This is a genomic window from Ningiella ruwaisensis (assembly GCF_004798935.1).
In the GTDB taxonomy this organism is placed as follows: Bacteria; Pseudomonadota; Gammaproteobacteria; order Enterobacterales; family Alteromonadaceae; genus Glaciecola; species Glaciecola ruwaisensis.
Genome location: NZ_RAHT01000001.1, coordinates 294,090 through 319,772 on the forward strand (window position 1 = coordinate 294,090; position 25,683 = coordinate 319,772).

The following is a 25,683-nucleotide window of genomic DNA, read 5'->3' on the forward strand; positions in this document are numbered from 1 at the left end:
ATTAGTCTAGCAGTAATGGCTTGATGGCCTGAAGTTGTTCACTTGCTTTGCTATCCAAAGGGCCTTTTGCTATCCATTGTGCAAACACATCTTCAGGCTCCGGCATGTTCTGCCCTTCTAACTTTGCCGCCATCAGTGCAAGTTGAACTTGTTTTTTCTCGCTTGAGTCAGGGCTGAGCTCACCATTTTTTGCTAATATGTCCAATGCATAAAAAAGGGCGTTCCTGTCCATGTCAGCCAATACAGGATAATTGGTGAAAGAAGAGCTACTTGAAGCAGTTTGTTTTGCAGCAAGCAGCGCAGTTTTATATTTAGCCGGTAAATTATCGAAAGCGGCTTGGTCATTATCCTGCGCATCTGAAGATTGAGTATTTTTGAGCAACATGGACTGTATCACGGAAAATACCGTGTCCAACTGCTCTGATTTTTTCGCTTTTTCTGCAAGCATCAAATTTTCACTAATTTGAGTCTGTAAAGCTTTTAAGCGCCCCGACACTTTTGTAATCAGAGGTTTGGGCAAAGCATTTGCTTCCAAGCGCAAATGATCCAGACTTTCATTCAGTTGGTGGAGCCGGCTTAATTGCGCTTGGGTCTGATTATCTACATCACTATCAGACCCACTTTTATCCGACTTTTCATCTATCTTTTCAATTCGCTGATCAAGCTCACTTTGCAAGGTTTCCAAGCGCGCCAAAAGTGAAGAATACTGCGCATCAACCGCGGCTTTATGCTCTTCATTTTGCTGTTTGAGTTGATTGAATATCTGATCGTTAGCTTTTCGAAAAGCATCCCAGAGCGTCTTGTCATGTTTCTTTCCGGCAAAACCAATTGTTTTCCAGGTTTGCTGTAAGGCTTTTGCCTGCTCGACTGCTTCTTGAATATCACTTAGCTCATTAAGCTTTTGCGCTTGTTTTATTAAACGCTCTTTGTGCGCCATGTTCTCGTTATATGATGCATGTATTTTGTCGTTCAAAGGTTTAATCGCTTGCAAATAATCCTTATGCAGCGTGCGCCTGACGTTTCTGTCAAGCTCACCAATATTGCGATACTCCTGAGTCAGGGCTTGCACGTGCTTATTTAATACCTGAATATCTTCCACATTTTCCAGCGCCTTAAGCGCTTCCATTAATTTAGCCACGGTAGCGGCATTATTTTCTCTTAGTTTTTCACGCGCTTTGAAATGCTCTCTGCATGGAGCGAAGGCTTGTTCAATAAGTTGCTCAAACTTCTCATTAAGTGCGTCATCTTCTGACGTATTTAGTTTTCCCAACGAGCTGAATTGATGCCGTAGTTGCTTGACCTCTTCAGCGCGTTGCTCAACATCAAAAACTGCTTGAGTCTGTCCTTCCTGACCTTTAGCGTCTGTCTTATCCCTTGCAATATCATCATTTACGATGGCATCAAGACGGGCAATGATTTCTGGCTTTCGGGGAGCGGCAATGTATGACTGCCAGTCTTTTAAATCTTGAACGCTCTTTTGCGCCTGCTCATAGCGTTTAGTCAGGACCTTTGAAGGGGACTGCAAACTTTCAAATATCGATTGGGCGGCATGAAAAGTGCCAATGGCGGCTTTAAATTTACCTTGGTCCACTAAGCGTTTGACTGCACTTAGCTTTCCCATACAGCGCTTTTCAGTTTGCTTCTTTTCGGCAATAGCAGATTGTTTTGCCTGCTTATGACTATGAAGGAAGGTATTAAACTGCGCCTCGCGTTGTTCGCTTACCCCATCTGAAATTAAGGCCCTCATAAGAGCAATGCGCTCATCAAGGTTTACTGCTTCGTCTGTATCGTCTGTATCTTCAGCAAGTACAACACCGTTCACCTCTTGCAAATATGCATCTAGCGCCTTATTGCGCTCAATATAATCAGGTAATGCTTCGAGGGCTTGGCGTTTGTCATCAAATTGCGCAAGCAGCTTCTTTGCCTCTTGTTTATGCGCAGCGGTACTCAAAGTCGCCTCATCAAAAAGCTTTAAATCATTCAGTTCAAGATGCAAATCGTTAATTGCGCTTGTTAATAAATCAATTTGAGAGTCTAACTGTTCATCAGAATCAGCATTAAGCAATATATCTATCTGCTGAAAAACAGTGCTCGCTCGCTCGCGAATATCTGCTATCGCATCGCTTATTCCTTTTAAATGCTGTTGTCCCATATAGTCAGCTTCAAGAGACGATAAACGCTTTTCTGCTTTCTCTTTTACATTCATATAGGTGGCAGTAATTTGAGAGCGTTCATCTTCTGATAAATACGAGAATTGGCTTTTGATTTGTTCAAATTCTTTAAGCAAGACATTTCGTTTTGTGTCGATATCAAGGTAGTCATTACTATCAGCAAGCGCCAAAAGCTTGCTATTGATGAGTTTTGCGCTTGCTCGGATTGCTATGGGCTTTTGCTTTTCGCTTTCGATTTCGCTTAGGATGTTCTCAATTCGCTCTCGCATGTTTGAAGAAGCTTCGCCTTTATGCATTCTCCTGAGCAGCTTTTCATAATCAATATTACGTTTGTCGTTGGCGTGCAGTATTTGTGAAAAGGCCTGCTCACTGAGTCTCTGAACAATCTTCAGCTTGAGCGATTCACTGGCGCGCTGCTCGTAAAACCTGCGCAACTCAGCTTCGTTGGCCAACTTGAACAAATTATCCAGTGCAAGTTCTTCAAACCTTAATAAACGGTCGCTTGAGAACAGAAGTGCTTTGGTCAGAACATGATGCCTACCCTGATTAAACAGATCCTTAAAAAGTGTATCAGACACCGCATCGCCTGATTCCAATAAAAGCGGTAATTGACGCTCAGCATACACCTTTACGCCAGCATGCATATGGTTTTCATAAGCTTTTAAATAAAGCGTAAAAGAATTCAAAGCATCAAGCGCTTTGATACTGACTTTTGCATCACTGTCGTTAAAGGCAAGCTCATGCAGAATTTGCTTGTCCTTATCTACATTGGGATCAAGCGTATTAATAGCTTCTATTCGGGTTTGCGGGTCCTTAGACTGGTAGGCTTTTTTAAACAGTTTTTCAAATATCATCGTTTTTAAACCGAGCGATAGGCGTTTCATTGGATTTTTCTTGCTTAAGTTCTTGCTGGAGCTGAGCACGGCTTTTTTGAATAATTTCGCCGTTTTTTCCAACGGTCATATGTTCTTCTGTCTGCGAAACTTTCGCTTGATATAAAAGAACCGCTTGCATCGCATTTTCGCGCTGCTCATTGCTCAATTTATTGCCGTCAGGCCACTTACCTGTCTCCACTGCATTGCGCAAATTCTCGTACACCTGCGGCGTCATAGCCGCAACTAGTTGCTCAACTTCCACTTCACTTTTCCTCTTCGCAGGACTTGACCTGACTTAACCTCGTTTCGCAAGCGTTATTCTGACTCGGTTAATGGCATACCATATGAAACCTAGCGCTGCGACACCAACTGACAAATTATACATTAATAAACCTTCTTCAGTGTCAGGAAAATCGCCCATAAATGTGAAATATGCGCCAACGATGAAAATCAAAATAGCAAACATGCTCTGGTTTTGTAACTTATGCAGTTTTTGATATCGAGCATGGCTTAATTTACGCTGAATATCTTCCGCCGTCGCATTACCAAATTCCAAATTACAGTGCGGACAGGTTTTTACTTTGTCTGATATAGGTTTAGAACATGCAGGACAATTCGTAATTGCCATCTAAGCCCCCTTGAATATAAAAATGTAAACGTAAATACAGATTTTACTATGTTCGCTCTTTGCTGTCAGGTTATTGCTTTTTAGAAAATGATATGCGCGTCTTAAGCTGTGCGCAAAGGCAGTGCTAAGAACTCGGGCGAAACATCAGTGCAATCCATATGGCTTAAAAAGAAAAGGTTAACCGTTTAATGGTTAACCTTTGCTAGGGTCTGATGATCTTATATGAAAATGTCTCAGGGTTTGTTCACTTTCTGCCAGTAATCGTTCACAGTCTGCTTCATTTCTTTTCTAAGGAGCATGATGCCGAAGAGATTGGGCAAAGTCATCACCACAATGGCAACCGCAGAGAGCGCCCATACCAGCGTCGTGTCTGAAATCGCCGCCCAGAAAAATCCTGCGACATAAATCACGCGATACGGCATTACCGATGCTGGTCCTAAAAGATAAGTCATCGCCCTATCGCCGTAATACGACCATGCAATAGCAGTAGAAAACGCGAATAGCATCAGTCCAACCGATACTATGTATTTGCCATATTCACCAAACCAGCCTTTGGTGAATGCAATAGCGGTGAGGCTTGCTGAATGCACCAGTGATTTGCCAGACACCACAATATTGTCACGAGATATTTCACCATTGACAATATTAAGGGTCCCCGTGAATACATCATCAACCGATCCAACATGATAGCTTACATCCTCAGCCAATGAGCGGGCATTAATCAAAGTGTATCCACCTGTAACCGCTACACCATTCACGACTTTTATCTCACCGGTATACTCAATGACTTTTGCATCTTCATACTCATTTAAAAACTTGTAAAGTGCAGTCACATCATCCTGATTGCTTTCAATATATTCGCCCTGGATGAACTTCATGTCAGAACGGTCGAACACATTTTCGTGCTTTTGATTCCACACGCCGGATGAGAGAATGACCAAACCGGTGATCGTACAAATAATGATGGTATCGATGAAAGGTTCAAGAATGGATACCATCCCTTCTGAGCAGGGCTCTTTTGTTTTTGCAGCAGCATGTGCAATAGGGGCTGAACCCTGTCCGGCTTCGTTTGAGAATAAGCCTCTGTTCACACCACGGTTAAAAGCATAAGCTAGTGATGCACCTAAAAAGCCTCCCGCTGCGGCTGAGCCTGTAAACGCATCGCCAATGATAGCGGCAAACGCTGGCCCAATATTTTCAGCATTGGCAAAAATAACGGCGAATGCACCAACGATGTAAACCACGGCCATAAACGGCACAATTTTAGAGGTAACGGCTGCAATGCGTTTTATACCGCCAAGGATAACAAGCCCTAAAAGAACCGCTAACACACCGCCGACTATGGCAGGCGAAAAGCCAAACGTGGATTCGATACTGGTAGCAATACCGTTACTTTGCGGCAAGTTTCCGGTTCCAAAGGAGGATATAACGGTGGCAATTGCAAAGGCGACGGCCAACCATTTCATATTTAGTCGACGGTCCATGTAATACATCGGGCCACCTGCCATAGTGCCATCATCGGTTTTAACACGATATTTGTGTGATAAAGTCACTTCAACAAACTTGGTCGTCATACCGAAAAACGCGGTTGCCCACATCCAAAATAGCGCAGCCGGTCCACCTAGAAAGATGGCAAAGGCAACACCGCTAATGTTACCGGTGCCAACCGTACCTGAAAGGGCGGTAGTTAAACTTTGAAAGTGAGTTGTATCACCTGGTTCATCGCCTTTATCGAACTTACCGGTAACGACTTTCCATGCATGTTTGAAATAACGAATTTGCGGAAATTTAAGGTAGACTGTAAAAAACGCCCCCACGCCTAACAAGACATAGGGGAACCATTTTGCACCGCCCAGATAGCCGTCTAAGGTGTTAAAAAAATCCAGTAGAGCATCCACGTTGATTGTTCCTTTTTTGTTGTTTTAATTTTTACTTTCTACGTTTTGAACGTGATAAAAACATACCTTGCCACGATAGCCCGTGCTTTGTCACTTGTTTTATCGCAAAGCCAGTTTTATCGCAAAGCTGAATTTATCGCAAATGCGGGCTCACGGCACGGATAGCTACAAGCAAGTCTTCCCCTAGCTGCTGACAACGAACAGGAGACCATCCAAAGCTGGCATCGGGCAAATCTGCATTGTCTTTGAACGGCATTTCAAGGGTATAAGATAAACACTTAAATTGATGGCCCACTGCATTACAGGCAATCGTCAGATTTGCTTCGCCCTTCGGATCTTTGGGATAGCCGTGAGTATCCTGAAACTCTGGAGTAGTTGCCATTAAGCTGGCTTTAAAGATATTTTCCAGGTTCTCTATACGCGAATCATAATCAGGATTACCCTCTGTTCCAGCAACAAAGTTATAGGGCAATGCTTCGTCGCCGTGAATATCGAGGAATAAATCCACACCAGTTTCTTTCATTTTATTTAGTACGTGAAACACTTCAGGGCTGCGATCCAGACTGGGGCTTTCCCACTCTCGATTTAAATTTGCGCCCACTGCGTTAGTGCGTAGATGGCCACGATACGCCCCGTCGGGATTCATGTTCGGCACAATATAAAAAACATTGTCATTCAACAAAGCTCGCGCAAGCCCATCATCTTCATCCAGGAGGCGACCTAATAAGCCTTCAATCAACCATTCTGCCATGGTTTCACCAGGATGCTGGCGAGCCGTGATCCAAATACGATTTTTGGTCGAGGAGGCGCTTGAATCTATACTTTGTGTTTCGTCATCCAGGGTACCTACCACCAACAAGTTCATCTCGCGCCCATCAATTGTCAGCCCTAAACATTCGTGCCGACAGTCAAAGGCCATCTGTGCTTTTGCTATCAGATTTAAATGCTGCTCGTAGCTGTAAGGTGCAAAATAGGCAAAGTAAACGCTGTCATACTCAGGAGTGAAATCGATACAAAGCGTATCACCATCAAACTGAGTATCTACTCTAAACCATTCTTCCCGGTCGTAGGATGCGACTGCCTGATAACCCTCCCATCCGTCAGGATAAGCGGATTTTGCCAAGTCATTAATAAAAAGTTTATGCTCAACAAAGGGTTGCGAATGAAGCTTGAAGTGAAACCATTGATAAAAGTCTGATTGATTGTCTTTGCGAATACTTAGCTGAATATTTTCAGGTGATTCAGCACGTATAACATGAATGTTACCACTGTCGAACTGGCTATTTATTATCATTTTTTTGCCCTTGTGCAATTTTGTGGCGGGTTGATTGATTAGCAGCAGCTCAGACATCGCTAAACAAGGAGAGCTATCCACCAAAATAAAGACGCTTCGAGCTCATCCATGAGTCGCTTGGCAAAAAACATCCATGTTTTTTGACACTTTATTTTGGTGAATAGCTCTCCTTGTTCTCATGTCTTCACGCGCCGAAACAAATCAATTGGCCGTATTTATGTGTCTTGAAGATGATAACCTATTTAGCGCCTGCGTAACAAAAAAATGCCTCAACATTGTGAGGCATTTAAGTGTTCTTATCAAAGCACTATTATGGCGACAGCTATGCCGGAAGCGTAGGTATTTTTACACCTGCCATATCGCGTACCACCCGCATTACCTGGCAGCTGTAACCAAACTCATTGTCGTACCACAAGTAAAGTGTAGCGCGATCATGGGCCACAATAGTGGCTTGCGAGTCGACAACGGAGGCCGCTCGGGCGCCAACCAAATCCGTAGACACGATTTCTTTCGATGCCGTAAAATCAATTTGATGCTGTAAGTCTGAAAATAAAGAGGTACGTTGCAAGTATTGGTTCAATTCCTCTTTGCTTAATTCCGTGTTCAAATTTAGATTCAATATTGCCATCGAAACGTTTGGCGTGGGCACGCGTATGGCATTTCCTGTCAGTTTACCTTCTAACTGAGGATAGGCTTTTGCTACAGCCTTAGCCGCTCCGGTTTCTGTAATTACCATATTAAGAGGAGCTGAGCGCCCTCGCCTGTCGGCTTTATGATAATTGTCGATAAGATTTTGATCGTTAGTAAAGGCATGCACCGTCTCAACATGCCCGCTTTTAATGCCGTAGGCTTCATCAAGCGCTTTTAAAACCGGAGTAATTGCATTTGTTGTGCAGCTTGCTGCCGATAAAATAGTATCGTCTTGTGCAATATCATGATGATTCACGCCATGAACGATGTTTTTAATATCGCCTTTGCCTGGCGCAGTTAGCAAAACCTTCGCGGCCCCTTTCGCTTTTAAATGTTGAGATAAGCCGTCTCGGTCGCGCCACATACCAGTATTATCCACTACTATCGCATTTTGAATGCCATATTGCGTATAGTCGACCTCACTGGGGTGATTAGCATAAATAACCTGAATAAAGCTGCCATTCGCTTTGATGGCTTTTCTTTCATTGTCAACGGTAATGCTTCCGTTAAACGGGCCGTGGACAGAATCGCGACGAAGCAAACTGGCCCGCTTTTCTAAATCCCCCTCTCTTCCCCCTCTTACCACAATGGCACGTAAACGAAGCTTGTTACTTTGTCCCTGACGTTCAATCAACAACCTTGCCAGAAGTCGACCAATTCGGCCAAAACCATATAGCACCACATCTCGCGGCGCTTGCTCATCCGTTTTATTTGCAACACTCGCCAAAGCCTTATCTAAAAAATGCTGTAGATCTGCGCCGTCTTTTGCATCCGATGCTTTTTTATTTGAATAATGATATTCGTAGGCCAGTTTTCCAATATCAATTTCCGCAGGAGAAAGCGTCATTTTGCTTATGGCCTCAAGAACAGGGAAGCTTTCACGCAATCGAAGCTTAACGCCTTCAAAAAGACGTACGGTGCGGTGCGCTTTTATCACGTCTATCGCACTTGCATTTAAAAGCGTTCTGCCATAAAGCGTGACTTCAACCGCATGATTACGGTAAAGACTACCAATAATGGGTAACATCCGCTCGGCATAATCCTGACGCTCTTGCCAACTGTTTTGAAGAACTTGTTCAAAAGGCTGATTCATTCCAATTTTCCTGCAAATTAAGATAAAAACTCATTGAATAAATAAGAGAAAGTGCTTGGCAAACTGACAGACTTACATATCTGCTTGCCAAAATCTGCGCGCATTCTATGCAAAAATTGATGTGATGCCAAATTGGTGAAAACTTTCATTTTTAATTACAAACATGACTAAACGGAAAAAAACATTGTAAATAAACGCCAATATTCATTTACAGCGGTGTTTAGTTACTACAAGCGATGAACAAGCGCAAAGAAAACGCGAAATCTATCCAATAATCTGAAAGAAACTTTCAGAATAAGAATCTTTAAATGTATAAAGTTAAGACCATTGTATGACTTCCCAGTAACGCAACAAGGGTGACGCAAGAGGGGTGAGACAAAAACAGTGACGTAAAAATGTAGAGTAAAAAGAGTGAGTCAAACGGCTCTAGAGAAGCGCAAGCGTCTGACGAAAAGGATCATCATTTTCTATTCGTCGCAATATGTCGGCATTGGGTAGCGAGTTTTTGCTTATCCATTTCAATAGCGAACTTTCACAAGCGCAATACAAAATATCCAAGGAAAGTCTATCTCTCCCGTAAATCCCCCGATGAATAATATTCGCAGCAAGTCTATTTCTCGCCTTCAAATTGCAAGGATACTGAATTTACGCAGTAACGTTTTCCGGTAGGTGCAGGTCCGTCTTCAAACACGTGTCCTAAATGAGCGTTGCAATGTTTACACAAGATTTCGATGCGTGACATGCCGTGACTATTATCCTGCTGATACACCACGTTAGCTTCATCACTTTGCTCATAAAATGAGGGCCAGCCGCAGCCAGAATCATATTTGGCGCCGGAATCAAACAACTTGGCCCCACAGCATTTACATAAATAATTGCCTGTGGCTTTGTTGTTCAAGTACTCGCCAGTGTAGGGGCGTTCGGTGCCTTTCTGACGAGTAACGCGAAACTCTTCGTCGGATAGCTTGCTGCGATAGTGTTCATCATTTTTTAGCATTTCGCCTTGCTTACTGTCGCTCATCTTTTCACCTCGTACTTATTACCTGTCCATTGCTGCCAGATAAGTTTAGCTACTTTCTTTTAAACAAGCGCAAACTAAATGCTGGCATTTCAAATAAGCCATGTATTGGAGTTTGATTACATGTCTGTTGTTTTACACAACTGGTATCTAATACGCATTCCCATTCATTTTCGTTCGTTAACATCGGTAAGGTAAACTGTTTTGGTGCATCAGCGCTATTGATGCAAAATACCCACTGCTCCTGTGCCTGGCTAAGTGAAGTCTGCGCACCCACAATATGTAAAGCAAAACAGTGATGTTCGTGATTTACCCAATCGATATCCCGTTTGTGGGAGCCATCCCTACGATACCATTCAGCAATGGCAATATTTTCTTTATTAGAAAACTGATCGTCTGCAAAGTCCATTTGCTGAAGCAGTGGATGCGCTTGCCGTAAAGCAATTACATATCGACAAAATGCCAAAAAGTCAGCTTTGCGCTCATTCAAATTCCAATCAAAGTAGTTAATTTCGTTGTCTTGACAATACGCGTTATTATTACCTTTTTGCGTGCGGCTTAATTCATCCCCACCGAGGACGTGAGGTGTGCCCTGACTTAAGATGAGAGTCGCAAACAAATTTCGTTTTTGCTGTTCACGCAAAGCAAGGATTTCAGGGTTTTGTGTCTCCCCTTCTACACCGTAATTGCGGCTCAAATTATGATTATGACCGTCTCTGTTATCTTCGAGATTGGCTTGATTATGCTTTTGCTCATAGCTAACCAGATCGTGCAAGGTATAACCATCATGATAGGTAACATTATTAATACTGGCATGCATGGGACGAATGTTTTTTCTAAAGATATCCTTAGAGCCCATCAAACGCGTCGCGAACTCCCCTTTTAAGCCTTTATCCCCTCGCCAAAACCCACGCACACAATCCCTGAATTTATCATTTACTTCCTGCCAAGTCGCAGGGAAATGGCCTAATTGATAGCCTCCCGGGCCAATATCCCACGGTTCAGCAATCAGCACTGATTGTTTTAATACAGGGTCTTGCTGAATCATTCTAAACAGGCTGGCATTGCTGCGATATTCATATAATTCTCGCCCCAGAGTCGCCGCTAAATCAAAGCGAAAGCCACTTACTCCCATTTCGCAAACCCAATAACGCATGGCGTCTAAAATGAGGGTTTGCATGTAAGTGTCACTCACTTTAAGAGTATTGCCACAGCCTGAATAATTAACGAACTCAGGGCGGTCACTTTCATCATTTTGCTCTATTAAATAAGCATGGTTAGCGCAAAGCCCTTTGAAGCTGAGTATTGGCCCCTCAAAACCGCTTTCGGCTGTGTGATTAAATACTACGTCCAGAATAATCTCAAAACCGGCATCTCGGTAGCAACGGATCATTTCTTTACATTGCTCAACAACACTTAATGAAGACGTTGGCGCGGCGTAACGAGGCTCAGGAGCAAAAAATGCAATCGGGTTGTAGCCCCAATAATTTGTCAGCCCTTTTTCACTTGCAAAAGGCTCGGGCATGAAAGCCATTAAAGGCAAAAACTGAATGCTGCTCACCCCAAGGCTTTTAAGGTGCTGCAAAATACTCTCATGGCAGGCACCCAGATAAGTTCCACGAAGTTCATCCGGTACATCGGGATGCAGCATGCTCAGTCCTTTGACATGCGCCTCATAAATGATGCGTGATGAAGCACTGACGAGCTTTGGCACATGTGAGTTGGTAGAGGGCAAGAGTGAATTTTCTGTGATTATGCATTTTGGCACCATGGCGTGAGAATCGCCTTGGTAAAGCTTTGCATTCCAGTTTAAGGGGCGGCTCAGGGCTTTGGCATAAGGATCGATGAGCAATTTCTCAACTGAGTTGCCCACCATATTCTTGTACGATTTACTGCGGACTCGAATACCATAATATTGCCCTGTTCTGACGTTGGTAATAAAACCAAACCAACTAGATTGAACACGCTCTTTTAGCGGAATCTGTGCAATTGGTTGCTCATGCTCATCAAAAAGACAAATGAACACTTCTTCTGCATCGGGACAATAGATAGAAAAATTACAGCCTTCTTCGGTCGGATTCGCACCATAAGGATGTACACTACCACTCTTAAGCTCGAAGGGATTTAAGCTGCTAAATGCAATTTGCTCATTCATAGAAATTTACAGTATTGGTCTGTGTCTTAAACGATTAACTTTATTCAGTGTACGACAATTACGATTCGCAAACTAACATAACTGTTGCCAGAGGCGGTAAATTAATCGTGATACTAAATGGCATATCATGAAAAGGCACAGCTTCACTTTGCACGCTTTGCGCAATGTCGTAGTCGCTTCCTCCGTACGCCACCTGATCGGTATTAATAATGACGCGATAATTCGCTTGCTTAGGTACGCCAAAGCGCTTGTTCTGGTGCGGTACAGGGGTAAAGTTACACAGCACCAAAACGGCTTGTTGTCCGTCTTTATCAAAACGCACAAAAGACAGAATGGATTGCTCGGCGTTGTGTAAATCTCCCCACCTGAACCCGGAATGCTCGTGATCAAGTTGATGTAAAGCACTGAAGTGCTGATAAACCTTATTTAAATCACGATAAAGATGATGAACGCCTTCATGTAAAGGATGTTCCAGCAAATGCCATTGGAGTTGCCCATCATGATCCCACTCTCTACCTTGCGCAAATTCATTTCCCATAAACTGAAGCTTTTTACCGGGATGGCCGAACATAAACCCGTAATAGGCACGCAAATTCGCAAATTTTTGCCATTCGTCGCCGGGCATTTTTTCAATCATGCTACCTTTTCCATGCACCACTTCATCGTGAGAAATGGGCAGAACAAAATTTTCGTTGTAGGCATAAACCATGCTAAAAGTCAGTTCGCCGTGATGATATTTTCGATACGCTGGGTCTTTGGAAATATATTCTAGCGAGTCATGCATCCATCCCATGTTCCATTTAAATCCAAAACCCAGTCCTCCTGTTGAAACAGGTCTGGAGACCCCGGCGAAAGAAGTAGACTCTTCTGCAATGGTCATGGCATTTGGAAAACGCTTATACACTTCGGTGTTCATCCACTGGAGCAAGCTAATGGCTTCATAGTTATGGTTGCCTCCATCAACATTTGGCACCCACTCTCCGTCTTCCCGTGAATAATCCAAATACAGCATCGAAGCGACTGCATCAACACGAATAGCGTCTACATGAAACTTATCAAACCAATATAGTGCATTACCGACCAAAAACTGTCTTACCGTATCTTTGCCAAAATCGTAGATACAGGAATTCCAGTCGGGATGCCAGCCCTTTTTAGGGTCTTCGTATTCATAAACGTGCGTGCCGTCAAAACGCGCAAGACCGTGCGGATCTTCAGGGAAATGCGCTGGCACCCAGTCAATGATCACGCCAATGCCCTGCTGATGGCATTTATCGACAAAGTACTTGAAGCTGTCTGCATCACCAAAACGTGAGCTTGGTGCAAACAAACCAACCGGTTGATACCCCCAGCTACCATCAAAAGGAAACTCCGAAACGGGCAACACTTCAATGTGGGTGTAAGCCATTTCTTTGACGTAATCAACTAAGGCATCCGCCAATTCGCGGTAACTCAAATAGCGCTTGTCGGGTTCGTCGGGACGTTTCCAGGAACCCAGATGCACTTCATAAATGCTCACGGGCTGATGATACGGGTCATGATTTTTTCGCGTCATCCACGCCTTATCTTGCCATTGATAGGCATCATGGTCGTACACGACAGAGGAGTGAGAGGGGTATTGCTCCTGTTGAAAGCCAACAGGATCAGCCTTATCAGGCAAAGCATGGCCGTGCGCATCGTATAAGGCAAATTTATATTTTTCACCGGCACGTAAACCCGGTACAAATAATACCCAGTAGCCCATATCCGTGCGTTGCATCGGATGTCGTCGGCGATCCCAAAGGTTAAACTCACCAATAATCGACACCGACATGGCATTTGGCGCAAACACAGCAAAGCGCACACCGCTTACACCGCTCTCGCTTGTAATAATCTGCGCCCCGGCTTGCCTGTATATATTTTCAGGCGCATGATCAATAAAATGAACCGCATGATAAGCCTCTGCTGTAAACTGATAGGGGTCTACAAAGCTATGTTGCCATCCCTCACCTTGGGCACTAATGCTATAAGGCTTTTTCAGTTTTGCCGTCCCAAGGCTGGCAACAAATAAACCGTCCGCTTGCTTTTCAGCCTTGCTGAGTAACTTGCCTTTGTCATCAATGAGTTCAAGGGATGATGCTTCAGGAAAAAAAACGCTGACACGAGATTTCGTTTTGCTTTCTTGCTGAGGTCCTAAAACAGAAAAAGGCTCTGCACATTTAGCCTTAATAAGTTGCTGGTATTGCGCGGGTGATAATGAGCCTTTGTTTTGCATAAATATGAGCCTGTTTTTATTATTTGCAGTTTAAACGCTATTTCAGCTTGTTCCAGCCATCATACCCAAGCAACGGTATGATGGCTATAACGAAGCTTTAGTGATTCACCATACTCCAGACAAGATTTATGAAGACGCCTGCTTGCGTAAATGCGTTAAATCGCCTGCCAGCGCTCTTAAGTCAGCGCGGCTGAATATCTCCTCCAGGTTTCGGCTAAGCTTGCGTTTCCAATTTGGATATTCATTAAATGTCCCCGGGATATTGACCGGTTTATCCATTTCAAGCCAGTCTTCTAACTGGAGCGATAATAGTGCGCTGGAGCCACCTGCCATATGCTTTTGCATGCCAAAATTTAAATCTTTGCTCATTCCTACGTAATTCACATCTCGACTGATATGTTCACCAATAGAGTGGTGTCCGTGCAAGGTATTGAGTATTTCCTGTTTATTCTCGTGACGCGACTCAAACAAACTTTGCAACACGTCTGGGTCAGGGTACAAACCCAGCTCTTTGCCCAGTGTCAAATCGTCACAATGCCAATACCCAATTAAAGTGGGCATGTCGTGTGTTGTCAGTGTCGACATTGACTGCACAGGATAATGAGAGGGTGAGAAAAATCCGCCGTCTTCTGCTTGCTCAAAAAAGAATACACGGTAGGAGTAAACACCGTTATCCTGAAGCTTTTCTCTAATCTCGTCTGGCACAGTGCCCAGGTCTTCACCTATTACCAGTGCTTGATTGCGCTGACTTTCAAGCGCGAGTATTGCCAGTAAATCATCTACCGGGTAATTAACATAGACCCCCTGACTGGCATCGTCTTCATTGTGAACCCACCACAAACGCAGTAGCGCCATGGCATGGTCAATTCTCAACGCACCTGAGGCGTGCATATTTGAATGAAAGAGATCGATGATAGGTTGATAAGCTTGCTCAACCAATACTTTTGGATCCATAGGCGGCAAGCCCCATTTCTGCCCTAAAGGACCTAAAATGTCTGGTGGAGCACCTACGCTGACATCCGTGCAGTAAAGGGACTTATTACTCCAAATTTCCGCACTGCCGTCACTTACGCCAACGGCCAAATCACGATAAAGTCCGATTTCCATACCCGCATCCGTTGCGACTTTACTTGCCTGCTCAAATTGCAGTTGTGCCTGCCACTGTAAAAACTTAAAGAAGAGAATTTCTTCAGCGTGCTTTTTCGTAAATTGTCTCACAGCGGGTTTATTTGCGTCTTTATATTTGTCGGGGAAAACAGGCCATCCCCAATAGTCTTTTCCTTGAGATTTTAAATGCATTTGCAAGGCTTCAAAGGTAGCCAAGCCATCCAGACTTTCTCCACCCGTCTCAATAAACGCATCAAAAGCTTTTTTCTGTTTGGTCTGCTTGCTTAAAAAACGGGTTTTGTATTCATCAAAAACAAGCTTAAGCGCATCCAATTTAAGTTCGCTTACTGCAATGTAATCAACCCAGTCTTTTTCTCGCAATGCAACAAGACGTTGTTCGACATTTTCGTTTTTCATCCACGCCTGCACACTCTTACTGTCGAATCCGGCAACTTGCTCAACATCAATATACAAATAATTCAGCCAGCGCCGAGAACTGGGTCCGTAAGGAGAGCATGCGTCTGGATTGGCCGGATACAACTGATGGATCGGGTTTAAGCCAATAAAATCCGCGCCCAAACTTGCCGCCTGTTTGGCTAAAAAACATAAGTCGCTAAAATCACCTATTCCCCAGTTCCGTTCGCTACGCAAGCAATAAAGCTGCACAGACAGGCCCCATAACTTTTTGCCTTGCTCAACCGCTTTGGGTGAAAAACATTTTTCAGGTGCTATGATAAGTTTAGATACCTGCTGTTTTTTTCGCCCCAAAAATAAAGCGATATCGTGATAACCAATATCAACATTTAGTTCTAGCCTTACTTGATATTGATGCCATTCGATCCCGTCAATTTCTTGAGTGGCAAGCAGTTCACCGTCAACCGGATTGAATTTCACAGCGCTTTTTTCACCGCTTTCAGTAATAAGGCGAATCGTATGGGCTTGAGCTGCATCACCAATAGGACAGCGAATCGTCAACATTAAAGGCTGACCATTTCTAAATACATAAACCGGATTAAGCGGGCGTTGCCATTCAAATATCGCCTCTTCTTCAAGTTTCGCCTCCAAGGCCCTTTCATCATCCAGTGGATAACCCATGGTTTGCAAGAGCTTTTGTTGATTGCTCTTATCTATCGTTGCCGGGTTTCCCCACGCGTCGATGAACTCAGTGCCGATACCGTTTTGTGCAACAAGATGCTCTAAAATCGATGGCTCTGAACCTTGAATGCTTTGTGTCATGTGTGTCTGTTCCTGTTATATGCCTTGCAATGGTCGACGCATGTAGATACTGAATCAGTGTTGAATGGGCGTCGCTATGCTCTAAATACAGTTTAGTAGTGTGAATTATTCACAGCATTCATGCGAATGAAAGGTGAATACGATTGCATTGTGTCAATTTTTACGACAATCCATTAACAAATCAATTAACAAGTTTGTAATTTAACAACATAGATTAGACTAATCATGGAAATTATGTTTATATTGGCGGATAAATTTCGTAATTAAATTACAGTTATATGAGCTTTAAGGTAAAGAAAAGGTAGCGCGTCTCAGCAAATACGCTACGTTTATACTTTGGCGAATATAAACGCACAACAAAATAAGGCGGTGTTTCATGGCAATTAACCTTGGTATTAACGGATTCGGTCGCATTGGTCGTTTAGTTTTGCGCGCTGCGACTGAAAGAGATGACATCAATGTAGTCGCAATAAATGATTTACTTGACGTAGATTACATCGCGTACATGCTCAAATACGACTCTACTCATGGCACATTTAAAGGAAGTGTTGAGGTTAAAGACGGTCAATTAGTGGTAAACGGACAAACAATTCGAGTTACCAGTGAGCGTGATCCGGCAGACTTGGCCTGGGGTGATGCAAAGGTCGATGTGGTAGTTGAATCTACCGGTTTGTTTTTAACTAAAGAAACAGCGCAAAAGCATATTGATGCAGGCGCTGAAAAGGTGGTGATGTCTGCGCCATCTAAAGACGATACGCCGATGTTCGTAATGGGCGTTAACCACAGCGATTATTCTGGGCAAACAATCGTGTCAAACGCGTCTTGCACCACGAACTGTTTAGCGCCGCTGGCTAAAGTGCTTAACGACAAGTTTGGTATTAAAGACGGTCTTATGACAACGGTTCATGCCACAACCGCTACGCAAAAAACCGTTGATGGTCCGTCGGCAAAAGACTGGCGTGGCGGTCGCGGCGCTTTGCAAAATATCATCCCTTCCTCTACTGGCGCAGCTAAAGCAGTTGGAAAGGTCATTCCTAGCTTGAACGGAAAATTAACCGGAATGGCAATGCGTGTACCTACTGCCGATGTCTCGGTAGTTGACCTGACGGTGAATCTGGAAAAAGGTGCCAGCTACGATGAAATTTGCGCTGCACTAAAAGCCGCTTCTGAAGGTGAGCTGGCAGGAATTTTAGGCTACACTGAAGATGATGTAGTTTCACAAGATTTTATTGGTGACAAACGCTCATCAATTGTGGATGCGAAAGCAGGTATTGCGTTAACAGATACCTTTGTAAAATTTGTGTCGTGGTACGATAACGAGATGGGTTATTCAAATCGCGTTTTGGATTTGGTTGCGCATATCAGCAAGTAACCCCACAAAGCCAAGCGAATAAGAACGCATTGGCAGAACACGAACATATTGAGGGCGGCGCAAGCCGCCTTTTTGTTGCTTTTTTAATTAGAGCTTAAGGAATTCGATGTCTTATACCCTCTCCTCTTTAGAGCAGTCTTTGATTAGTGAAAGCAAAAGCGTAAAACTTTCTAGCGATTCTCAGGGCCTTTATCTGAATATTAATAATGCGAAAGCGATGGCCAAGCTTTCCCTATTTGGCGCGCACCTGTTATCGTATAAGCCTGCGCGTGACAATCAAGAGCGTTTATTTGTCAGCCGCTTAGCGAAATTTGATGCACAAACCCCTATTCGCGGTGGCGTGCCCATATGTTGGCCCTGGTTTGGAGCAGCTAAAGAATCAATAATAGGCTCAGCAAATGAGTCGACAAATAATTCGATAAAAGAAAGGCTTTGCAGTGAAAACGCAGGCGCCAGCCTTAAACTCCCGTCACATGGTTTTGTTCGCACACAATATTGGCAACTCACAGAGCTTGAAGAAATGCGCGACAAGCAAAACATTGTTGAAACCAGTTTGACACTGCGGCCCACTCGGCTCGGGCTTTATAACTTTCCTGCTGAGCTACTTTGCGAACTCAAAATAAAAATAGGAGAAAAGTGCAGTCTGATCTTGATTACAAATAATTATTCCAATACTGATATAAGACTGTCGGGCGCCATTCACAGCTACTTTAGGGTAAGCGATATTGCCAATGTCTCTATTAAGGGGATTGAGCGTGAATTTAGCGATAAGCTAGACGATTTGAAGATTAAAGCTGCCCCCATACAATACTTAATTTCTGAAGAAACAGATAGAGTGCATCGTTCAGATAGCGCTCAGGCAAGAGTAATTATCGAAGATAGCGGTATCTTACAAAAAGCCGATTTTATCGAGCTTGAGCACAAGGGGCAAAATGCGCTTGTAGTATGGAATCCCTGGGTTGAAAAAAGCCACAATATGGCGGATATGGGAGAAAATGAATACAGAAAGATGCTGTGTATCGAATCGGCAATTGAACCTGAGATAGTGCTTGAAAGCGGGAAACAGCATATACTTGAGCAAAGCATATCCTAAACGCGTTTTAAAAAGGATTTTATTTTATGCAGGCAATTAGTGGATTATTGACGGGTGCCAAGCACTCAAGTGGACGTTTTTTCTCGAAACTAAATATTTCGCAACGCGCTTATGTTGTTGCCGCCCTAATATGGGCCATTTCAATAGCCCTGCCATTTGATTCTTTCCTGTTTGGTTCAGTAGCCTTGCTTGCCTCCCTTGTGGGTTTTGTACGCGAAACGCATGCGCTTTTCCATAATATTTGGGAAACAACCGTCGGTAAACTCGTTATCATCGTTGCCTACGCCTCTATTGCCAATTTTTCGCTTGCTTTTTCGGCCATTCAAATCAATCAGATCACCGGGATTGAGCCAGGCCCATTTGTATTTACAATGGGTTTTAGCACGCTCGTCTTTGCACCTTTCTGGATTGCTATAAGCTCACTGCTGGTCATGATTACAGGGCTTCTCTTGCTAAACATCTGGATCATCCTTCGTTTAATATTAAACGCATTTGGTGCAAATTTTAATATTCACTGGGAGGATAAAAACTACGCTGGATTGACCATGCTATTACGAATATTGCTCATTCCACCGATGATTGGCGCAGCTGTTATGTTAACGCTTCCTTATATAATCGATACGAGTAAAAACAGTGATAGCATCATATTTTCAAGCGAAAGTGGAGGAAAGATTACGGTCACACTATCGGATGATTCAGCAACAGACGAGTCGCTATCTTCAGATGATAAAATGGATATGGACGATGAGGGCAAAGCTTTCTTGGAAGAAAATTTACGTATTAATGCTAGCATAAAACGCGCCGTGGCTGATTTCATTTTCATGTTTGAAGCCTACGAAAGAAGCCTGTGCAAAAAAAGTGACGAACAACGTAGCGTCATTATTGATGAAGATTCTGTATTGCTTATAAGCAAAGATGAAAATGAAGTTTTTGGCTATCAGTATGAAGTGAGCGCCTGCACCCCGATATATGAGATCACGTCGCCTGCAGACGAAACTGCAAGCGACTACTAGAGCATGTTTGTTTATGCTTTAGCGTTTGCTATTGCCTCTTTTGCCAAATCGGTTAAAACTTGCCAATTATGCTCTTCAATGGCATCAGCAGGCGCTACCCAAGAGCCCCCAACACATTTTACGTTCTTGAGCTTTAAGTATTCTTTATAGTTGTTTGGACCAATCCCGCCTGTTGGGCAAAATACTGTATTAGGAAAGGGGCCACCTATTGATTTAAGCGCTTTTACACCACCAGCGGCTTCTGCAGGGAAGAATTTAAGGTGATCATAACCTGCATCGTTTGCTTTCATCAGATCAGAGATATTTGAAACACCGGGAATGAGAGGAATTGTGCCTTCTCTACCCGCTTCCAATAAATCTGCGGTTAAACCCGGACTAATGGCAAATTTGGCGCCAGCGTCAGTCACCGCTTTTAGCTGCTGACGATTAGTAACGGTTCCTGCGCCGATATATGCTTCTGGCAATTCTTTCGCAATTTTTTCAATGATTTGCATCGCTGCAGCTGTTCTAAGGGTTACTTCCAATACATTAATGCCCCCTTTCATCAATGCTTCGGCAATGGGTATTGCATCTTCCACATGCTCAATCACAAGCACTGGAACCACGGGACCTTGATTGAAAATGTCTGCAGACGTCAGTTTCCAGTTATTCATCATTGTGTGTTCTCTGAGTTTGTTGTAATAAATAGGCTAATGCACCGAGCAATCCATGATCAGGTTCATTAATTAAATAGGTAGGAATGGGTTTTACGTAATGGGCCATATCGCCTTTAGCTTCAAATTTTTCTCTAAATTTGCTCTTCAGGAAAAAGTCCTGCAGACGACTGACAATACCGCCTCCAATGAAAATACCACCGGTGGTGCATAGGTTAAGCGCTAAATTGCCCGCAAAACTTCCCATAATTTGGCAGAACTGCGTGATTGCCTTATGGGCAAATTCATCGCTATGATGAAGGCCAGCGTTAGTAACTTGAGAAGCCTCTGAAAAAACAGGTGTCTTGCCTGCATCCTCACAAAAAGCGCTATAGATATTGACAATCCCTCTTCCAGAGAGCACTTCCTCTGCTGACGCCCTGCCAAATTTTTTATACAAATAGCGCCAAATAATAAGGTCGTCTTCTTCAGTTGGTGCAAAGTCAACATGCCCCCCCTCACCATCTAGCGTATGCCATGCATTACCGGTCCACGTTAGGTGTTCAACGCCCAATCCAGTACCCGGACCAAAAACTGCGATATTGCCATGCTCGGCAGCATGACCACTGCCTATCTGAATCACTTGATTATGCGTTAAGTTTGGAAGTGAGTGCGCTACGGCAGTAAAGTCATTTATTACGTCCAGGTGTTCCAATCCCAAATGCGCTTTTAATGCACTTTTTGAGAATACCCAGGAGTGATTGGTCATTTTTACCAAATCATCATTCGTTGGACAGGCGATTGCAATGCAGCCAGCAGAGAATTGAGCGACTCCAATGTCTTTCGAAAAATGTAAGATGGCATCGTCGATAGTCTCAAAGTCTTTACACAAGTATTTCTTAATTACAGATATACGGCCGTTTTCAACTTGCGCCAGTCGAATATTGGTACCGCCCACATCCGCGACAAACTTTTCACCGGCCATTAATCGTCACCGTGCTCTTGTTCAGTGGTCACAAAGAGTGAACAAGCTCCTTCTTCCGCGCCAGTCAGGGTTGAGCGCATGCCAGAAAATAACTCACGTCCCATACCGTAATGGCTATCATATAAATCCATAACTTTTGGCTCTCGTTTGGCAAGTTCGTCTTCGCTAACATGAAGCGTAATCGCATTGGTCTCGGTATCTATTTCAACGATATCGCCATCTTGTATTTTATTGATTAAACCGCCCTTGTACGCTTCAGGTGTGAGGTGAATCGCAGCCGGTACCTTACCAGAAGCACCTGACATACGTCCGTCAGTCACTAACGCAACCTGATAGCCTCTATCTTGCAAGACGCCAAGAGGTGGAGTGAGGCGATGCAATTCAGGCATGCCAATCGCATAGGGCCCTTGAAAGCGGACAACCACCACACAATCTTTGTTTAATTCGCCCGACTTGAAGGCATCGTCCAAGGCATACTGATCTTCAAATACCACCGCAGGCGCTTTAATATGACATTTTGGTTGTCTAAGCGCTGATGTTTTGATAACCGCTCTCCCCAGATTGCCTTTTAATACCGACAAACCACCGTCTGGTTTGAAGGGCTCATTGATGTCTGCAAATACGGATTTATCGTAAGACTCAACAGGACCATCTTCCCAAACCAACTCACCCTCTTTTAACTTGGGCTCTTTTGTATATTGTTCCAAACCTTTACCACAAATCGTGGTGACGTCGTTGTGGATCAGTCCTTTGTCCAAAAGCTGCTTAAATAGCAGCGCCATGCCGCCAGCGGCAGTGAAGTGATTAATATCTGCTGAACCATTTGGATAAATGCGAGTAATCAAAGGGGTGGCGCGAGAAATGTCAGAAAAATCATCCCAATTGATAATTAATCCGGCAGCTCGGGCAACCGCCACTAAATGCATGGTGTGATTAGTAGAACCGCCCGTGGCAAGTAAGCCAACTAAACCATTCACCATGGCTTTGGCATCAACAATATGCCCAATTGGGGTGTAATTATCGCCCAAATCAGTCAAGCGAGTAACCTGACGAGCCGCGGCGTCGGTCAAAGCATCGCGCAAAGGTGTGCCCGGATTGACAAAGGACGCCCCCGGTAAGTGTAAGCCCATTAACTCAACCACTAGCTGATTGGAATTGGCGGTGCCATAAAACGTGCACGTACCTGGCGAATGATAGGATTGAGATTCAGCTTCAAGCAGCGCCTCGCGATCTGCTTTACCTTCTGCAAAGGCTTGTCTAACACGCGCTTTTTCTTTATTTGGCAAGCCTGACGGCATAGGACCTGCAGGAACAAAAATCGTCGGTAAATGTCCGAAACTTAAGCTTCCAAGTAACAAGCCAGGGACTATCTTGTCACAAATGCCTAGCATCAGGGCACCATCAAACATATTGTGAGACAGTGCAATTGCAGCGCCCATCGCAATGTTATCTCGACTCATTAGGCTTAATTCCATTCCGGCATTGCCTTGCGTGACGCCGTCACACATTGCAGGTACACCGCCCGCAAACTGGGCCACACTGCCCACCGCGCTAATGGCCGCTTTTAGTCTTTGAGGATAGGTTTCATAAGGTTGATGTGCACTGAGCATATCGTTATATGAAGACACAATCGCAATGTTTGCTTTAATCATGCTTCGCAAATCAGATTTATCTTCTTTGCCACAAGCGGCAAAACCGTGCGCTAAATTTCCGCAGGAAAGTGCACCTCTGTGCGGTCCTTCGCGGCGAGCTTTATCTATTTTTTTCAAATACTGCGCGCGCGTTTTTTGGCTGCGCTCTATAATTCTTTCTGTTACTTCTTGAATAATCGGATTCATAATTTCACCTATGGTGCCCACACAAGATTGACCGTGCAATTATCACAAACGGCCTTTATGGGCTTTTCTAATGCGGTATGTTGTTGCAGTGCCTGCTCAAGAACTTCACGCTTTTTCTCACCTGTGATGTGTAGAAACACATTTCGGCTCTTCACAATTTCAGCCAGCGACAGAGACATGCGCTGATGCGGCGCTGTAGTCGGTTGGGTAGCTAGCACTGAGTGGGGATAATTCAAATCAAGTCCGGTTTTGATTTGTTCACTGCAGGGAAATAAAGAGGCGGTATGACCATCTTCGCCCATGCCCAATATTAAAATATCCAGCGGCAATAGCGACTCTAATCTTTTCTCAATCGCACCTTGAGCATCAGTTGCATTGGTATCGGAGGTCGTCATCGATACAAAATTAGCGGACGCTGCATGATTCACCAGTAAATTCTCGCGGACAAGCTTCTCATTACTTGCTTCATGATCTGCATCCACCCAGCGCTCATCTGCAAGTGTGATATCGACCTTGGACCATGGCAAATCAATCGACGCTAAAGCTTCAAACAAGGGTTTAGGCGTTGAACCGCCGCTTACTGCCACTGATGCCCTGCCTTTTTCACTTATCGCTTGCTTGATAATGCCGGCTAACTGCTCACTAAAAGCTTTCACCAGTGTTGAGTTATCTTGAAACTCATGCTTATTAAGCGCCATGCATCACCCCTTTTTCTTAACAATCTTGCTTTCGTACCACGAGCGGCCCTCTTTGGCTAATAGGCCGATAGAAGAAACCGGTCCCCAAGTGCCTGCTTGATACTGTTCAGGGCCTTCGCTGCAGTTTTTCCAAGCCCCAATGATTGAATCAACCCAGTGCCAAGCTTGTTCAACTTCATCTCGTCTGACAAACAGCGCCTGATTACCAATCATTACCTCTAATAATAGCTTCTCATATGCGTCTGCAATACGCTGGTCGGCAAATTCTTCAGAAAAACTCAAATCCAGCTTGGATTTTTGCAAATCCATAGAGCCTGTGCTTGTAAGACCAGGGACTTTATTCATGACCGTCACCTCAACCCCCTCATCTGGCTGAAGTCGTATCACCAGTTTGTTTGGTGGCAATTGAGAAAAACTGTCGCCAAACAGGTTATGTGGCTGGCGTTTGAAATAGATAACAACTTCACTCACTTTAGTGGGTAATCTCTTTCCTGTACGCAAATAAAACGGAACGCCTGCCCAACGCCAGTTATCAATTTCGGCTTTAATGGCAACGAAAGTTTCAGTTTTACTCTTTTTATTGGCGTCGTCTTCTTCCAGGTATCCGGGCACCTCTTCGCCAGACACGAAACCGGCAGAATACTGCCCCCTTACCGTCTTATCATTGATATTACTGATATTAATTGGACGAAGCGCTTTTAACACCTTTAATTTTTCATCTCGAATGCTGTCAGCGTCTAGTGTTGTGGGTGGCTCCATTGCAACCAGTGATAAAATCTGAAGCAAGTGATTTTGCACCATGTCACGCATTTGACCCGCATCATCAAAATAACCCCAGCGACCCTCAATGCCAACCGATTCGGCTACTGTGATTTGCACATGGTCAATGCAGTTATGATCCCAGTTGGTGGCAAAAATAGAGTTAGCAAAGCGAAGTGCTATAAGATTCAGTACGGTTTCTTTGCCAAGATAATGATCAATTCGATAAATTTGCTTTTCGCTGAAGTATTCTGCAACCTGATCATTGATTACTTTACTCGACGCCAGGTTATGACCAATTGGCTTTTCTAGTACAACTCTGACACTATCATCAATTATCCTGGCGTTATCCATTCCCTTACAGATATAGCCAAATAAAGACGGCGCAGTGGCAAAATAACATACCATCGTGCGTTTTGCGTCAACGTGCTCGCGTAATTCATGATAAGCATCAACGTCGGTAATATCGACCTTCACATAATGAAGGCGTTCAACAAACTTTGCCCAGGTATCTTCGCATAAGGTATCACCGGAAAATTTAACTATATTTTCCTTTACAAGCGCCTTGTACTCGTCCAGCGAAAACTCCTGGCGTGCCACACCAATTATCTGGGTGCCTTCATGCAACAAACTGGCTTTTTCTAATTGATATAATGAAGGAAGGAGTTTGCGTCGCGCTAAATCGCCTTTTGTTCCGAAAAGAACAAAGTCGATAGGTTCGTTTTTAATTTCAGACACCATATTTTGCCTCTGTGAGAGAGTGTGTGTATTGTTCGCTTTGTATCGATTAAAGGCTCATTCGTTAAACAAATAATCAGAGCGAGTTCACATGAATCAATAAATGCCAATAGTAAACAATAAATGTAGTAAAATTACA

Annotated in this window: 18 protein-coding genes; 3 read left to right on the forward strand and 15 right to left on the reverse strand. The window is 43.9% G+C overall.

The features are described 5' to 3' along the window. Window position 1: 1 nt before the first annotated feature. The 10 genes from D6V41_RS01195 to malQ all read right to left on the reverse strand — a co-directional run bounded on the left by D6V41_RS01195 (window position 2) and on the right by malQ (window position 16,416). A complete protein-coding gene (locus tag D6V41_RS01195) occupies window positions 2-3,055 on the reverse strand; it encodes a DUF349 domain-containing protein (protein ID WP_136249667.1) in 3,054 nt (1,017 codons plus the stop codon). Further along, window positions 3,015-3,308, reverse strand: coding sequence for a YeaC family protein (locus D6V41_RS01200; RefSeq protein ID WP_136249668.1), 294 nt, complete (start codon window positions 3,306-3,308; stop codon window positions 3,015-3,017). The genes D6V41_RS01195 and D6V41_RS01200 overlap by 41 nt, the downstream gene beginning before the upstream one ends. A gap of 33 nt (window positions 3,309-3,341) precedes the next feature. After that, complete coding sequence (locus tag D6V41_RS01205; protein ID WP_136249669.1) at window positions 3,342-3,674, reverse strand: hypothetical protein; 333 nt, start codon at window positions 3,672-3,674, stop codon at window positions 3,342-3,344. A gap of 233 nt (window positions 3,675-3,907) precedes the next feature. Further along, window positions 3,908-5,572, reverse strand: coding sequence for an alanine/glycine:cation symporter family protein (locus D6V41_RS01210; protein ID WP_136249670.1), 1,665 nt, complete (start codon window positions 5,570-5,572; stop codon window positions 3,908-3,910). 133 nt (window positions 5,573-5,705) lie between these two features. Further along, window positions 5,706-6,866, reverse strand: a complete 1,161-nt coding sequence (locus D6V41_RS01215; protein WP_136249671.1) for a M14 family metallopeptidase — start codon at window positions 6,864-6,866, stop codon at window positions 5,706-5,708. A 322-nt stretch (window positions 6,867-7,188) separates the two neighbouring features. After that, on the reverse strand, window positions 7,189-8,649 hold the full coding sequence (locus D6V41_RS01220; protein ID WP_136249672.1) for a glyceraldehyde-3-phosphate dehydrogenase: 1,461 nt from the start codon (window positions 8,647-8,649) through the stop codon (window positions 7,189-7,191). Window positions 8,650-9,259: 610 nt separating this feature from the next. Next, window positions 9,260-9,646, reverse strand: a complete 387-nt coding sequence (gene msrB, locus D6V41_RS01225) for a peptide-methionine (R)-S-oxide reductase MsrB (protein ID WP_136250058.1) — start codon at window positions 9,644-9,646, stop codon at window positions 9,260-9,262. A 73-nt stretch (window positions 9,647-9,719) separates the two neighbouring features. Continuing rightward, complete coding sequence (gene glgX, locus D6V41_RS01230) at window positions 9,720-11,822, reverse strand: glycogen debranching protein GlgX (RefSeq protein ID WP_136249673.1); 2,103 nt, start codon at window positions 11,820-11,822, stop codon at window positions 9,720-9,722. A 58-nt stretch (window positions 11,823-11,880) separates the two neighbouring features. Next, window positions 11,881-14,073 (reverse strand): 1,4-alpha-glucan branching protein GlgB, encoded by a 2,193-nt coding sequence (gene glgB, locus D6V41_RS01235; RefSeq protein ID WP_136249674.1) that lies wholly within the window; start codon window positions 14,071-14,073, stop codon window positions 11,881-11,883. Window positions 14,074-14,199: 126 nt separating this feature from the next. After that, entirely contained in the window at window positions 14,200-16,416 is a 2,217-nt protein-coding gene (gene malQ / locus D6V41_RS01240; protein ID WP_136249675.1) for a 4-alpha-glucanotransferase, read from the reverse strand. Window positions 16,417-16,792: 376 nt separating this feature from the next. Here malQ and gap point away from each other — a divergent pair, with 376 nt between their 5' ends. The 3 genes from gap (at window position 16,793) to D6V41_RS01255 (ending at window position 19,894) form a co-directional block, all read left to right on the forward strand. After that, window positions 16,793-17,788 (forward strand): type I glyceraldehyde-3-phosphate dehydrogenase, encoded by a 996-nt coding sequence (gap, locus tag D6V41_RS01245; protein ID WP_136249676.1) that lies wholly within the window; start codon window positions 16,793-16,795, stop codon window positions 17,786-17,788. A gap of 106 nt (window positions 17,789-17,894) precedes the next feature. Further along, a complete protein-coding gene (locus tag D6V41_RS01250; RefSeq protein WP_136249677.1) occupies window positions 17,895-18,881 on the forward strand; it encodes a D-hexose-6-phosphate mutarotase in 987 nt (328 codons plus the stop codon). Window positions 18,882-18,907: 26 nt separating this feature from the next. Then, entirely contained in the window at window positions 18,908-19,894 is a 987-nt protein-coding gene (locus D6V41_RS01255) for a hypothetical protein (RefSeq protein ID WP_136249678.1), read from the forward strand. 11 nt (window positions 19,895-19,905) lie between these two features. On the opposite strand, the gene D6V41_RS01260 is transcribed toward D6V41_RS01255, so the two are convergent. Genes D6V41_RS01260 through zwf form a run of 5 tightly spaced genes read right to left on the reverse strand, consistent with a single transcriptional unit; the run spans window position 19,906 to window position 25,547 of the window. Further along, window positions 19,906-20,550, reverse strand: a complete 645-nt coding sequence (locus D6V41_RS01260) for a bifunctional 4-hydroxy-2-oxoglutarate aldolase/2-dehydro-3-deoxy-phosphogluconate aldolase (RefSeq protein ID WP_136249679.1) — start codon at window positions 20,548-20,550, stop codon at window positions 19,906-19,908. Beyond that, window positions 20,540-21,511, reverse strand: a complete 972-nt coding sequence (gene glk, locus D6V41_RS01265; protein ID WP_136249680.1) for a glucokinase — start codon at window positions 21,509-21,511, stop codon at window positions 20,540-20,542. Before glk ends, D6V41_RS01260 begins: the two co-directional genes overlap by 11 nt. Beyond that, on the reverse strand, window positions 21,511-23,349 hold the full coding sequence (edd, locus tag D6V41_RS01270) for a phosphogluconate dehydratase (RefSeq protein WP_136249681.1): 1,839 nt from the start codon (window positions 23,347-23,349) through the stop codon (window positions 21,511-21,513). The genes glk and edd overlap by 1 nt, the downstream gene beginning before the upstream one ends. An 8-nt stretch (window positions 23,350-23,357) precedes the next feature. After that, window positions 23,358-24,047: a 6-phosphogluconolactonase gene (pgl, locus tag D6V41_RS01275; protein ID WP_136249682.1), complete on the reverse strand. Its 690-nt coding sequence runs from the start codon at window positions 24,045-24,047 to the stop codon at window positions 23,358-23,360. Window positions 24,048-24,050: 3 nt separating this feature from the next. After that, the gene (gene zwf, locus D6V41_RS01280) at window positions 24,051-25,547 is read right to left on the reverse strand and encodes a glucose-6-phosphate dehydrogenase (RefSeq protein ID WP_136249683.1); all 1,497 of its coding nucleotides are present in this window, start codon (window positions 25,545-25,547) and stop codon (window positions 24,051-24,053) included. Window positions 25,548-25,683 lie beyond the last annotated feature (136 nt).